Source organism: Kitasatospora sp. NPDC053308 (assembly GCF_055585785.1).
On record NZ_JBVJJY010000011.1, the window covers coordinates 96074 to 108374 of the forward strand.

General features: G+C 76.0%; 11 protein-coding genes. 7 read left to right on the plus strand and 4 right to left on the minus strand.

Annotated elements, in window-relative coordinates; translation table 11 throughout:
• The first annotated feature begins 20 nt into the window (after nt 1-20).
• Nucleotides 21-434 carry a PPOX class F420-dependent oxidoreductase gene (locus ACZ6Y7_RS24005; protein WP_465759981.1) on the plus strand — a complete coding sequence of 138 codons (414 nt, stop codon included), beginning with the start codon at nt 21-23 and terminating at the stop codon, nt 432-434.
• A 115-nt stretch (nt 435-549) separates the two neighbouring features.
• Nucleotides 550-948: a PIN domain-containing protein gene (locus ACZ6Y7_RS24010; RefSeq protein ID WP_465759982.1), complete on the plus strand. Its 399-nt coding sequence runs from the start codon at nt 550-552 to the stop codon at nt 946-948.
• 332 nt (nt 949-1280) lie between these two features.
• Here the strand turns inward: ACZ6Y7_RS24010 and ACZ6Y7_RS24015 are convergent, their stop codons facing one another.
• A complete protein-coding gene (locus ACZ6Y7_RS24015) occupies nt 1281-1595 on the minus strand; it encodes a putative quinol monooxygenase (RefSeq protein ID WP_465759983.1) in 315 nt (104 codons plus the stop codon).
• Nucleotides 1596-1706: 111 nt separating this feature from the next.
• On the opposite strand from ACZ6Y7_RS24015, the gene ACZ6Y7_RS24020 reads away from it, so the two are divergent.
• Nucleotides 1707-2432 (plus strand): TetR/AcrR family transcriptional regulator, encoded by a 726-nt coding sequence (locus tag ACZ6Y7_RS24020; RefSeq protein ID WP_465759984.1) that lies wholly within the window; start codon nt 1707-1709, stop codon nt 2430-2432.
• Nucleotides 2433-2636: 204 nt separating this feature from the next.
• Here the strand turns inward: ACZ6Y7_RS24020 and ACZ6Y7_RS24025 are convergent, their stop codons facing one another.
• Complete coding sequence (locus ACZ6Y7_RS24025; protein ID WP_465760111.1) at nt 2637-3284, minus strand: hypothetical protein; 648 nt, start codon at nt 3282-3284, stop codon at nt 2637-2639.
• 428 nt (nt 3285-3712) lie between these two features.
• Nucleotides 3713-5098 (minus strand): erythromycin esterase family protein, encoded by a 1386-nt coding sequence (locus ACZ6Y7_RS24030; RefSeq protein ID WP_465759985.1) that lies wholly within the window; start codon nt 5096-5098, stop codon nt 3713-3715.
• A gap of 974 nt (nt 5099-6072) precedes the next feature.
• Here ACZ6Y7_RS24030 and ACZ6Y7_RS24035 point away from each other — a divergent pair.
• From ACZ6Y7_RS24035 to ACZ6Y7_RS24045, 3 genes are read left to right on the plus strand one after another with little or no spacing between them, the layout of a single operon-like run.
• Nucleotides 6073-6234: a hypothetical protein gene (locus tag ACZ6Y7_RS24035; RefSeq protein ID WP_465759986.1), complete on the plus strand. Its 162-nt coding sequence runs from the start codon at nt 6073-6075 to the stop codon at nt 6232-6234.
• On the plus strand, nt 6231-8588 hold the full coding sequence (locus ACZ6Y7_RS24040) for a heavy metal translocating P-type ATPase (RefSeq protein WP_465759987.1): 2358 nt from the start codon (nt 6231-6233) through the stop codon (nt 8586-8588). Before ACZ6Y7_RS24035 ends, ACZ6Y7_RS24040 begins: the two co-directional genes overlap by 4 nt.
• Nucleotides 8585-9070: a copper chaperone PCu(A)C gene (locus tag ACZ6Y7_RS24045; RefSeq protein WP_465759988.1), complete on the plus strand. Its 486-nt coding sequence runs from the start codon at nt 8585-8587 to the stop codon at nt 9068-9070. The genes ACZ6Y7_RS24040 and ACZ6Y7_RS24045 overlap by 4 nt, the downstream gene beginning before the upstream one ends.
• 131 nt (nt 9071-9201) lie before the next feature.
• Here the strand turns inward: ACZ6Y7_RS24045 and ACZ6Y7_RS24050 are convergent, their stop codons facing one another.
• Nucleotides 9202-10086: a universal stress protein gene (locus tag ACZ6Y7_RS24050; protein ID WP_465759989.1), complete on the minus strand. Its 885-nt coding sequence runs from the start codon at nt 10084-10086 to the stop codon at nt 9202-9204.
• A gap of 493 nt (nt 10087-10579) precedes the next feature.
• Here ACZ6Y7_RS24050 and ACZ6Y7_RS24055 point away from each other — a divergent pair, with 493 nt between their 5' ends.
• Nucleotides 10580-12277: a sensor histidine kinase gene (locus ACZ6Y7_RS24055; protein ID WP_465760112.1), complete on the plus strand. Its 1698-nt coding sequence runs from the start codon at nt 10580-10582 to the stop codon at nt 12275-12277.
• Nucleotides 12278-12301 lie beyond the last annotated feature (24 nt).

A 12301-nucleotide genomic window follows, 5' to 3' on the forward strand; every position in this document is an offset into this window, starting at 1 on the left:
GGCCCTCTAGACTTCCGGCCATGACCACGCCCGACCCCACCGCCGCGGACCGGCTCGCCCGGATCGTCCGGCTCTCCAGCGGGAGCTACCTGCTCGTCACCACGTACAAGAAGGACGGCACGGCCGTGCCGACCCCGGTGTGGGTGGTCCGCGATGGGGAGGCGCTCGGCGTCTGGACCGTCGCGGACTCGTGGAAGGTCAAGCGGATCCGCAACCGGGCCGATGTGCTGGTCGGCCCCTGCGACGTCAAGGGCCGCCCCACCGGCGAGCAGTACCCGGCGACCGCCGAGATCCTCGGCCCCGAGCGCACCGCCGCCTACCGCACGCTGCTGCGCCAGAAGTACGGCCTGCTCGGAGTGCTCACCCTGCTCGGCAGCCGGCTGCGCCGCGGCGAGCGCGGCACCGTCGGCATCCGGATCACCCTGGCGGACTGACGCCCACCACGTGCCGCAACGGGGCCCGGCGGACATGCCGGCGGACATGCCGGTGGACATGCCGGGGCGTCTCCGGTTCGGCCGAGCCCGGGGCGGGGTGGCAGGCTTGGCGGCCATGGACGAGAACGAGGACCTGCCCACGCTGCTGGTGGTGGACGGCGCGAACGTGGTCGGCTCGGTGCCGGACGGCTGGTGGCAGGACCGCCGGGGCGCCGCCGAGCGGCTGCGGGACGCCCTGGTCGCCGTCGCCGAACGGGGTCTGCCGGACCACCCGGGCCCGTTGGAGGTGGTCCTGGTCGTGGAGGGCGCCGCCCGGGGCGTCACCGGGCTGCCCGCGGTCCGGGTGGTCGGGGCGAGCGGCAGCGGGGACGACCGGATCGTCGAGCTGGTCCGGGCCGCGCGCGCCGAACACCCCGGCCGGGACTGCCTGGTCGCCACCGCCGACCGTGAACTGCGTTCCCGCGTGGGCGCGTTGGGCGCCACGGTGACGGGCCCGCGGAGCGTACGGCCCTGACGCCGGGCGCCGTCGGGGCCCGTCGGGCGCGCCGGCGGCCCGTCCGCCGGGTCGGCGACCCCTGTCGACGGCGGCGGCGCTCCTCGGACCGGGTGGGCCGGGACGGGAGTGCGGTGATGAACCGCAGGAGCCGTTCGTTGACCAGCTCGGGACGCTCCAGGTTGAGGCCGTGGCCGGCCCGCTGGACGGTCTCGGCCTGGACGCCCGGTCAGTGCGGTGACCCGCTCCAGCGCCTGGCGCGGCCGGAGCAGGGCGCTGCGGCGTCCGAGCAGGACGAGGGCGGGCAGGCCGCTGGAGGCGGCGTCCTGGTAGGCGGAGCCTTCCCGGCCTGCTCAGGCCGGGTAGGCGGGCAGGGCGGAGTAGGGGTGGGCCGCGATGCGCAGGGGCGGCTCGGCGAGCAGGCCGATGATCTCGTCGCGCAGTTCGTCGGCCAGCGGGCTGTTCTCGTAGGCGTCCTTCGCCTCGTGGCTGCGGAACACCTCCATGTTCCACAGCACGTCGGGGTCGTCGTCCTCGCGGGCGATGATGAACCGGTCCGAGGCTCCCGACTTCTCCATCCCCGCCGTGGCCAGCTCGAAGAGCCTGTCACCGAGTCCGGGCTTGGCACGCATCCTGATGATGTAGGCGGGCTGGTCCCGTAGGTCCATGTCGTGCTCCTCCTGTGTCGCGGCCGGGTTCCAGCACGTACCGGCCGCCGCTCTGGAACGGTGTTCCAGAAGCAGGATGGAACGACGTTCCAGTCGTGTCAAACTGGCAGGGTGACACCACCGACCACGAAGAAGACCGAACGGCGTGCCGGCGCGCTCTCCCGCGAACAGATCGTCGAGGCCGCCATCGACGTGCTCGACACGGCCGGCGAGAACGGCCTGACCTTCCGCGCCCTGAGCGAGCGCCTGGCCACCGGCCCCGGCGCGATCTACTGGCACGTGGCCGGCAAGGCCGAGCTGCTGGCCGCGGCCGCCGACCGGGCCGTCGCCCTCGCCCTCGCCGTCGCCCTCGCCCAGGGCACCGATCCCGCCGACGGTCCGGCCGACGGACTGCACGCCACCGCCCTGGGCCTCTTCGACACGATGGCGAAGCACCCGTGGCTCGCGTCCCAGCTCACCGCCCAGCTCTCCCACCACCCCGCGGGCCCGGCGACGACGCGCCTCTTCGAGGCCATCGGGCGCGAGGTCCACGCCCTGGGCGCTCCCGCGAGCAGTTGGTTCACCGCGACGACCGCGCTCCTGCACTACGTCCTCGGCGCCGCCGGCCAGCACGCCGCGAACACCGAACGCGCGCGCGGCCTCGACCCGGACACCGGACGCGGCGCGTACCTCGACACGGTGGCCGAGGCGTGGCGGCGACTCGACCCGGCGGACTACCCCTTCACCCGGGCCGTTGCGGACCAGGGCCTCGACCACGACGACCGGCTGCAGTTCACCGCCGGGATCGACCTCATCATCGCCGGCATCCGGGCGCACCAGGCACACGACGGAACCTGAACGCTCCCCGGGCACTGGTGGAACCCGGCACGCCGTTGCCGGCGGCACCGGTGAACGAAGCCGGCCTGCCGGGCGGGTCGGGCACGTGCCCCGCCGATGCCGACGACTCTGCTCGCACTGCCGGCCCACGGATCGGTGCCGAGAGGGCCCGGACCGGGGCGGCCGCGCCTGTGGTACCTCGGCGTCGGCGTCGCCCCGGCCGGGTCAGGCCTGCGGCTCGCGCGGCGCGGCGGGGGCGGGCAGGTCGAGGACGCGGGCAAGGGCGGCGACGACGGCCGCGGAGTGCTCGGGCAGGTGCCGACGGCTCCAGCCGGTCGCCAGGGCGAGGAAGGCGGTCAGGTCGCGCTCGGCGTCCGCGAGCAGCCGGCGGAGCTCGGCCACGGACAGCTCGATCACCGGGCTGTCATGCTCCTCGGCGTTGACGGTGAGCCGGACGGTGTCGCCGAAGCGCTCCGCGATCGGTGACACGGGCTCGTGGCCGAACCCCAGCAGACTGCCGCCGTCCACGAACGCGTGCCAGTCGCGCCAGTCCTCCAGGCCGTCGCAACAGCCGGGCAGGAAGGTGGCCCCCGTGGAGTGATCGGTGACCTTCAGGCCGCCGGCGGCGTAGAGGAGTTCGCCGGTCAGCAGGCCGTGGAGGAACGACCCGAGCGGGTCGTCCGGTCGGGGCCGGCGGTCCCCGTCAGGGTCGACGTCGTTGCAGTCGATGATGCGCATCATCGCCGTCCCGACCTCGGCGGCTGAGAGCCCGCCGTTCAGGGCGAGGAAGGCGGCCGGCTCGACCGGCGCGACCGGCGCGACGGGCCAGAGGTCGAAGCCGTCGCGGATCTTGATCTCCAGGACGGGCTGCATCACGATCACCCGCCGCAGTGTGCCGCACTCGCGTCCGTCTCGTCTCCCGATGTCGCCGAGCATCCCGCCCGCTCCGACACCGGCGACACCTCCCGTCGTCGCGAAGGCCGACCGACGCCGTCGTTCTCGTCGGCCGCGCGCCGGGGCCTGCTCGGCTCAGCCCGTCGCCGTGGAAATCGCGAGTCGGTGGATCCGTGCGGTCACCAGGTCGGTGCGCAAGGCGGGTTGGTGCTCGGTGTCGTCGCCGAGGAGCAACAGGACGCGAGTGCCTCCGACGTCCGCGGGGATCACCTCGGCCCGCCCGCCCGGGGACGAAGGGACGAGCGGCGGCGGGAGCGTCTCCGCCCTCCGAGACCGGGCCGGTCCGGTGCGTGCTCCGGCGTGGGCCTCGGCGAGCACCGGACGGGCGTCCCGGCTGGGGGGCGGGGTCAGAACTTCCGGGCCTGGGTGACCTGGTGCAGGTGGATCAGGACGTCGTAGGCCCGGCCGATCGCGAGGCGCGGCTTCGGGTCGTTGACGTAGACCGAGCCCGCCTCGTAGGTCGGGCGGGAGGTGTCCAGCCAGTCGCGGGCCGCTCGGGGGGCGGTGCGGAGGTCGACGTAGTAGTCCCGGTAGCGGACCTTGTCGAGGGTGTACTCGTTCATGTCCGACGTGGCCGGCGGCACCGTGACGGTCTTCCAGTCGTCCGTCAGGACGGCGTCGTTGGTGAGGAAGGAGCCGCTGTCGAAGGTGAAGCCGATCGCCGCGTAGTCGCGGCCGTAGGTGTCGCGCAGCCGTGAGCCCTGCGGCGCGGGGTACAGGAAGGTGTCGGTGGCCAGGTAGCCGACGTGCCCGTTGTGCGCGGACAGCAGGACCTTGCCGCCGGTGTGGCGCTGCCACCAGGCGGTGTTGTCCGCCATCGCCCGGTCGCGCAGTTGCTCCGCGGCGGAGACCGAGGCCGGGTCGGACATGTCCAGGGTCGCGAAGGCGAAGGTGTCGGCGATGTTCCGGGCGTGCTGGACCGCCCACGCGTGGGCGTCGTCGGAGGAGCCGGCGCCGCTCGCGGCGACCAGGTCGAGCGCCTGCTGTGCCTTGGCGGCGTTCTCCCGGCGCTCGGCGAGCGGCTTCTTCAGGTAGGCGAGGACGTCGTCGAACGGCCGCAGGCCCGCGTAGAGGCCTTCGAGCTGCGGGAGGACGCCGGGGCGGGCTCCGCGCACGTACGAGGTGACCTGGTCGAAGATCCGGTCGCCGAGCCTGGGCAGGCCGAGGTCGTCGCCCACGAAGTGGACCGGGTTCTGCGGGTGGCTCCGGTTGTACTGCCGCATCCAGGTGATCAGGTCGGCGAACTCCTCGCGGTCCCACGGGCTCCCGCCCAGGGCGTCCTTGACGACCTGCCGCGCCTCGCCGGGCCCGCCCTGGACGTACTCGTCGATCTGCAGACCGCTGCTCCAACTCGCCTCCAGGGCGAAGGCGGTGAAGCCCTTCTCCTCGACGAGGTAGCGCAACAGCCGCTGCTTCATCGCGAAGAACTCGTGCGAACCGTGGGTGGCCTCGCCCAGGCCGACCACCTTCGCGTCGCCGATCATCGCGCCCAGCGCGTGCAGGTCGGTGGTGCGGCCGCCCGGCTCGGTCGTCCGCAACGGCTGGGCGACGCCGTCCAGGGCACGCACCACCGCGGAACGCTGCGTCGCGGCCTGGTCCCCGGCCGCGAAGGCCGAGGCGGTCGGCCCGGGCACCGCCGGCGCGGCGACCGCCGCCACCGGGACCAGTGCGGCCGCGGCGGCCACCACCGCCGTCAGCAGTCCGCGCCGCCCGATCCCCTTGCTGCCTGCCATCGTCGTGATCACTCCTCGCCTCGACGGAATGCCGCTGCCTGCGGCGTTCGGTGAGTCGATCTTCACCGGGGCGGGGCCCGCCGCGCGCTGGGGCGGACCGCCGTCTTCACGGGGGGTAACCCCCCGACCGGATTCGGCGGCCGTCCCCCCGGCCGCCGACGGCCCGCCGGCCGTTACAGGCGAGCGATCACCGCCACCGTGCCGCCAGGAGCTGCGCGCGATCCGGACCGGATGAACCGGTGGAGGAGGACGTGACGACCCCACCGGCCGGCCGCGCCGCCACTCCGGGTTCGACCGGCGCTCCGGGCAGTCGCGGCACGTCGTGGTCTCCCCCAAGGACGATGGCGCGGCGGGCATCGCCCAGCCGTCTGGGGGCTGGGGACGCGACCGGTGCGGGCTCGGCGTCGGGCTCACCCACGGTCCCGGTGCCGAGCCGTTCCTCGTGGCTCGCGTCGGCGGTGGGGCACTCTTGGGGGCGAGCCGGCGCTGCGGTGGGGGCGCCTCGGGTCAGCGAGCGCTCGGCGTTCAGCCGGACGGGCCGGGGTGAGAGGGGATGTGCACCCTCACCGGGGGCTTCGAGCGTCGCGGCTACTCGCTCCACGCCCGTCGCGGACTCGTCAGGCGCGGAGTTGCTCCTGGTGGCGGAGGAGGGGGTGCCCAGGCCGGCGGCACTGTGGATGGTGGTCCTGTTCGAGGTGACGGGCCCGGTCGTGCCGTACGTCGATCCGTGGGCCGTACGGGGCTGCTGGTCCGAGGGCGCGAGCGGGGTGCTGTCGGTACTGCCGGGGCGGGTGGCCCGGAGGCGGGGGGGACGGCCGTCGGGGCGCGGCGCGGGGTGGTGGCGGGGTGTCGGGCGGGTGCGGCGTCCCGGGCGCGGTGTGGGCGGGGCCGGGATCTTCCGGACGTACGGGAACCGAGGGCGGTGCCCGTCCGACTGGTGGGGGGTGAGTGCGAAGTCGCCGGGAGTCCGGCCGTTGAGTGTGCTGGCGGGGTTCGCCCTGCTGCTGGTGGTGGTGTTCGTGGTGGCCTACGCGGTGGGCCGGCAGGTGGGGCCGGTGGCGCCCGGGCTGCGGCCGGGCGGCGGGAGCGGCGCCTCGCCGGGGATGGGCGGGCACGACATGGGCGGGATGCGGTGAGCGCCGTCACGGATCCCGGCGCCCTGGTCTCCACCGACCTGGCGGTGGGCGGGATGACCTGCGCGGCCTGCGTGGGCCGGGTGGAGAAGCGGCTGGGCAGGATCGACGGGGTGACGGCCGGGGTGAACCTGGCGACCGGCCGGGCCCGGGTGCTGCACCCGGCCGGGGTGTCGGTCGCGGAGCTGGTGGCGGCCGTCGAGGCGGCCGGCTACACCGCCGCGTCGGTGCCCGAGGGGGCGCCGGTCGGGGCGGCGACGGAGGAGGAGCCGCACGAGTCGCGGCGGCTGCTGGTCACCACCCTCCTGGCCGTCCCGGTGCTTGTGCTGTCCATGGTGCCCGCGCTGCAGTTCACGGCCTGGCAGTGGGTCTGCTTCGCGCTGGCCTTCCCGGTGGTGACGTGGGGGTCGGCCGCCTTCCACCGCCGGGCCTGGCAGGGCCTGCGGCACGCGGCCGCCACCATGGACACCCTGGTCAGCCTGGGCGTGGTGGCCTCCTTCGGCTGGTCCGCGTACGCGCTGCTGTTCGGCGGGGCCGGGGATCCGGGCATGCGGATGCCGTTCTCGCTGACCGCCGACGGCGCCGGTACGGCGCACGTCTACCTGGAGGCGGCGGTCGGGGTGCCGCTGTTCGTGCTGGCCGGGCGGCTGCTGGAGGGCCGGGTGCGTCGGCGCAGCGGGTCCGCGCTGCGGGCGCTGGCCGAGCTCGGCGCGAAGCAGGTGTGCCTGCGCGGGGCGGACCGCGAGGAGCGCCAGGTACCGATCGAACTGCTCCTGCCCGGGCAGGAGTTCGTGGTGCGCCCGGGCGAGCGGGTGGCCACTGACGGGGTGGTGGTCGAGGGCGGCTCGGCGCTCGACCTGAGTCTGCTGACCGGCGAGAGCGTGCCGGTGGAGGTCGGCGCGGGAGACCGGGTGGCCGGCGGGACGGTGAACGTCGGCGGCTCGCTGGTGGTCCGGGCCACGGCCGTCGGCGCGGACACCCGACTGGCCAGGATCACAGCCCTGGTGGCGGACGCGCAGGCCGGCAAGGCCCGGGCGCAGCGGCTGGCGGACGCGGTGGCCGGCGTCTTCGTGCCATGCGTGCTGACGGTCGCCGCCGCCGTCCTGGGCTTCTGGCTGGGCGCCGGCGCGGCCCCGCAGGCGGCGGTGACGGCGGCCGTCGCGGTGCTGGTGGTGGCCTGTCCGTGCGCGCTGGGGCTGGCCACGCCGACCGCCCTGCTGGCGGCGACCGGACGGGGGGCGGAGCTCGGCGTGCTGGTGCGCGGGCCGGAAGTGCTGGAGAGCCTTCGGCGGGTGGACACCGTGGTGATGGACAAGACCGGGACGCTGACCACCGGCTGGATGGAGCTGACGGCGGTGACCACGGCCCGGGGTGCCACCGCGGATCCCGCTACGGCCGGGGGCCTCACCGGGGATCCCGCCACGGCCCGGGGTGCCGCCGGGGGTCCCGGCGGGGAGTGCACGGAGGAGGAGGTGCTGCGCCTGGCCGGCGCGGTCGAGCACCGCTCCGAGCACCCGATCGGCCGGGCCGTCGCCGCTGCGGCCCGGGAGCGCTGCGGCACGCTGCCGCCCGTGGACGGCTTCGCGGCCACCACCGGGCTCGGGGTGTCCGGGCGGGTCGAGGGCCGGGCGGTCCGGGTGCTCCGCCCGGACGGTGCCGTCCTTCCCCCGGTGCTCGCCGCGGCGGTGAGGGCGGCCGGGGACGCGGGCCGCACGGCCGTCCTGGTCGAGCTGGACGGGCGGCCGGCGGCCGTCCTGGCCGTCGGCGACACCCTGCGCTCGGGCAGCTGGCGGGCCCTGCACCGGCTGCGCGGGATGGGCCTGGAGACCGTCCTGCTGACCGGGGACGGGCCCGGCGCCGCCCGGGCCGTGGCGGCCGAGCTCGGCATCGGGCGGGTGCACGCCTCGGCCTCGCCCGAGCGCAAGGCCGCGGTGGTGGCCGAACTGCGCGCCGCCGGACGGACGGTGGCGGTCGTCGGCGACGGCGTCAACGACGCGGTCGCGCTGGCCGCGGCCGACCTCGGGGTGGCGCTGGCCTCCGGCAGCGACGCGGCGATCGGCGCGGCCGGGCTGACCCTGGTGCGCGGCGAGATCGAGGCCGTGGTCGACGCCGTACGGCTGGCGCGGCAGACCCTCGCCACGATCCGGGCCAACCTGCTGTGGGCCTTCGGCTACAACCTGGTGCTGATCCCGCTGGCGGCGGTCGGACTGCTCAACCCGATGCTGGCAGCGGTCGCGATGTCGCTCAGCTCGCTGCTCGTGGTCGGCAACAGCCTGCGGCTGCGCACCTGGGAGCCGGGGCGCGGCGGTCCGTCACGTGCGTCCGGATCCCGCGGCCGGACGGGGGCCCGGCGATGAGCGCCCTGACCCGACTGGGAGTGGCCGGTCCGCCGGTCGGCGCGGCGGCGCTGGCGCTGGTCCTGCTCACCGGGTGGACGGCGGTCGGCGGGGCCGGCCGGACCCGCCCGGTGACGGCCGAGCCGGGCTGGGTCCTGCTGCCCGTGGCGGGCGCCGCCACCGCCACGGCGGCCTTCTTCACGGTCCGCAACCCGGGTGACGTCCCGGACGAACTGACCGGCGCCAGCTGGGAGTTCGGCGGACGGATCACCCTGAAGCGGCACCTCCACCAGGGCGCGGCGGGCCGCTGGGAGCCCGTTCCGACGCTGCCCGTCCCGGGCCGCGGCGAGCTGGCGATGTCCCCGGAGGACGCGGACCTGATGATCGCCGACCCGCCGCCACTCCGGGCCGGCCAGCGGGTGGAGTTCACCCTCACCTTCCGCCACAGCCCCGAACTCCGGCTCAGCGCGCAGGTGCTGGCAGCGGCCGACCGGCCGCGCTGACCCGCTCCGGGCCGGCCGCCGCACTCCCCCGCCGAGGGCGGGCCGGGTGCGGCGCCGCCCTCGGCTGGGCGGCGCCGCACCCGGCAGGACACAGAGCCGAACTCCCGGCAGCCACTGGGCCTTTGGCGACCTCACCCGTGCGGGACGACCGCCACCGGCGCCTCGGCGTGGTGCAGCACCGCGTGGGCGACCCGGCCGAGGCGGGGGCCGAACTCGCGGTGGCGACGGCCGACCACCACCAGGGCGGCCCCGGCCGAGGCCTCGACCAGGCCGCGGGCCGCGCCCAGCCGGACGTTCTCGACCACCGGGACGTCCGGGTGCCGCTCGCGGGGGCCGGCGAGCGCGAGCGCGAGCAGCTTCGCCTCCAACGCCTCCAGCTGGGCGATCTCGGCCGCCGGGACGGCCCCGCCCGCGTAGCCGAACACGGGCGGCAGGTCCCAGCCGTGCACCGCCCGGACCCGGGCCCCGCGCAGGGCCGCCTCCCGGAAGGCGAAGGCCAGCACGTCCTGCTCCTGCTCCGGCCCGTGCGCGTCGACGCCGACCACCACCTCGGCCGCGCCGTCGCCACCGCCCTCCTCCACCTGCCCTTCCCGCACCACCACCACCGGCACCGCGCTGCGCCCGGCCACCGCCATGCTGACCGAGCCGAGCAGGAGGCCCGCGAAGCCGCCCCGTCCGCGCGAGCCGACCACCAGCAGCTCGGCGTCCGCCGCGGCGGCCACCAGGCCGTCGATCGGCGCGTCCAGCACCGCGTCGGTCCGCACGGCGAGCTCGGGGTGGCGGGCTCGGAGGTCGGCCGCCACCTCGGCCAGGGCCCGCTGGACGGCCTCGGGCAGGTGCTCGGGATCGGCGAACGAGTCCACGCCGTCGGTCAGCCACGGCCATGCGTGCACCAGACGCAGCGACGCGCCCCGCCGCACCGCCTCCTCGGCGGCCCAGTGGGCGGCGGCGGCGCTCTGGGGCGAGCCGTCCACCCCCGCCAGTACGGTCGACGTCGGATCGCTTCGCTCGGTCATCGGCGGTTCCTCCAGGGGGTGTCGGCACTGGGCGGTGACGTGCTTCAGTGACGTGCTGCTGTGACGTGCTGCTGTTCCTGTTTCGTGCTGCTGTTCCGTGCTGTGGTCAACGTGCTGCGGCTACCTGCTGCGGTGACGTGCTGCGCCTCTCCGGTGCCGGGCGGGTCGGCGCGGGGCCGGTGCGGGCTGACGCCCCGTCCGCTCCTCCCCCACCCTGGCAGTCGCCTCCGGCCCGGCGACAGGGCCGCAGGACCCTCGGCCGCAGGACGAAAGGCCCGCAGGACGAAAGGCCCGCCGGGCGGAGCCTACGGGCGACCCCCGCCGTACCGGCCGCCGACACCCTGCCACTACCGTGAACCGGACGATCCCGCTGGTCGGACGGCACCTGGGCCGGGGTCGGAGTGGGGCCGGCTGACGGCCGGTCAGGGGCAGGACGACGAGGAGGACAGCGGTGGGCGGAGCGGACGGCGACGCGGCGGGCGGCGGCGCGCGGATGCCCCGGCTGCGCCTGGACGAGCTGCTGGAGGAACTCCAGTGGCGGATCGATGCGGCGCGCGGGACGCAGAACCGGGTGCACAGCCTGCTGGAGGCGGTGCTGGCGGTCGGCCGCGAGCTGGACCTGGCGCAGGCGCTGCACCGGATCGTCGAGGCCGCCGTGGACCTGGTGGACGCCCGCTACGGCGCGCTGGGGGTGATCGGGCCGGACGGGCACTCGCTGTCGCAGTTCCTCACGGTGGGCCTGACCGACGAGGAGATGGCGGCGATCGGCCCGCCCCCGGCCGGCCGGGGCATCCTCGGCGAGCTGATCCGCGAGCCGCGGCCGCTGCGCTGCCCGGTGCTGTCGGACCACCCGGCCTCGGCCGGGTTCCCGCCGAACCACCCGCCGATGCACACCTTCCTGGGGGTGCCGGTGCGGGTGCGCGGCGAGGTGTTCGGCAACCTCTACCTGACGGACAAGCGCGGCGGGCTGGACTTCGACGAGGACGACGAGGCGGTGATCGCCACCCTGGCCGTCGCGGCCGGGGTGGCGATCGACAACGCCCGGCTGTACGAGGAGGCGCAGCTGCGCCAGCGCTGGCTGCGGGCGAGCACCGAGATCACCCGCAGTCTGCTGTCGGGCGCGCCGCGCCTGGAGGTGGTCGAGCTGATCGCCCGGCGGGCCCGGGAGATCTCCGGCGCCGAGCTGGCGGACGTGTCGGTGGCGCTGGCGTGGACGCAGGAGCGGGCCGAGGAGCTGGCGGTCGAGGTCGCGCTGGGCGGTCGGCCGTCCGTCCGGCTGGGGGTGACGGTGCCGGTGGACGGCACGCTGTCCGGCGCCGCGTACGCGTCCGGTTCGCCGGCCACCAGCGACGACCTGGCCGGTGACGCCCGCTACCCGGCCGGACCGGCGGGCCGCTTCGACGGGCTGGGCCCGGCGGTGGCCGTCCCCCTGGGCACCGGGCCCGGGTACGGGCGGGGTGTGCTGCTGCTGGCCAGGGCGCAGGGGCAGCCGGCCTTCGGACCGGAGGAGACCGGTCCGCTGCTGGGCTTCGCCGACCAGGCCGCGCTGGCCCTGGAACTGGCCGAACGGCGGCGCGACGCCGAGCAGTTGACCCTACTGGAGGACCGCGACCGGATCGCCCGGGACTTGCACGACCTGGCGATCCAGCGACTGTTCGCGACCGGGATGACGCTGCAGAGCGCGGGCCGGCTGATCGAGAGCCCGGCCGCCGCGGACCGGGTGGCCCGGGCGGTGGCGGACCTGGACGAGACCATCAAGATCATCCGCTCGACCATCTTCGGCCTGCGCGCCCACGGCGAACCCGACCGCGGCCTGCGCGCCCGGGCCACCCGGGTGGTCACCGAGGCGCAGGGGCCCCTCGGCTTCGCCCCCCGGCTCAGCATGGAGGGCCTGCTGGACACCGACGTGCCGCAGGAGCTGGCCGAGCACGTGGTGGCCGTCCTCGCCGAGGCGCTCAGCAACGCCGCCCGGCACGCCCGCGCCTCCCGGGTCGAGGTGACGCTGCGCGCACTCGCCGGCCGGGTGACGCTGACCGTCACCGACGACGGCGTGGGCGTGCCCGGCGGTGGACGGCGCAGCGGGCTGCGCAACCTCGCCGAGCGGGCGGAACGGGTCGGCGGGACCTTCGCCGTCGACCCGGCCGAGGGCGGGGGCACCCGGCTGGCCTGGGAGGCCCCGATCGGGTCGTGACCCCCCGGGCTCCACGGGAGACCG

Coding starts and splice junctions, on each gene's coding strand:
- ACZ6Y7_RS24030 (WP_465759985.1), bottom strand. CDS start 5,098: ATGGCAGGCAGCAAGGGGATCGGGCGGCGCGGACTGCTGACGGCGGTG.
- ACZ6Y7_RS24005 (WP_465759981.1), top strand. CDS start 21: ATGACCACGCCCGACCCCACCGCCGCGGACCGGCTCGCCCGGATCGTC.
- ACZ6Y7_RS24010 (WP_465759982.1), top strand. CDS start 550: ATGGACGAGAACGAGGACCTGCCCACGCTGCTGGTGGTGGACGGCGCG.
- ACZ6Y7_RS24015 (WP_465759983.1), bottom strand. CDS start 1,595: ATGGACCTACGGGACCAGCCCGCCTACATCATCAGGATGCGTGCCAAG.
- ACZ6Y7_RS24025 (WP_465760111.1), bottom strand. CDS start 3,284: ATGCAGCCCGTCCTGGAGATCAAGATCCGCGACGGCTTCGACCTCTGG.
- ACZ6Y7_RS24055 (WP_465760112.1), top strand. CDS start 10,580: ATGCCCCGGCTGCGCCTGGACGAGCTGCTGGAGGAACTCCAGTGGCGG.
- ACZ6Y7_RS24050 (WP_465759989.1), bottom strand. CDS start 10,086: ATGACCGAGCGAAGCGATCCGACGTCGACCGTACTGGCGGGGGTGGAC.
- ACZ6Y7_RS24045 (WP_465759988.1), top strand. CDS start 8,585: ATGAGCGCCCTGACCCGACTGGGAGTGGCCGGTCCGCCGGTCGGCGCG.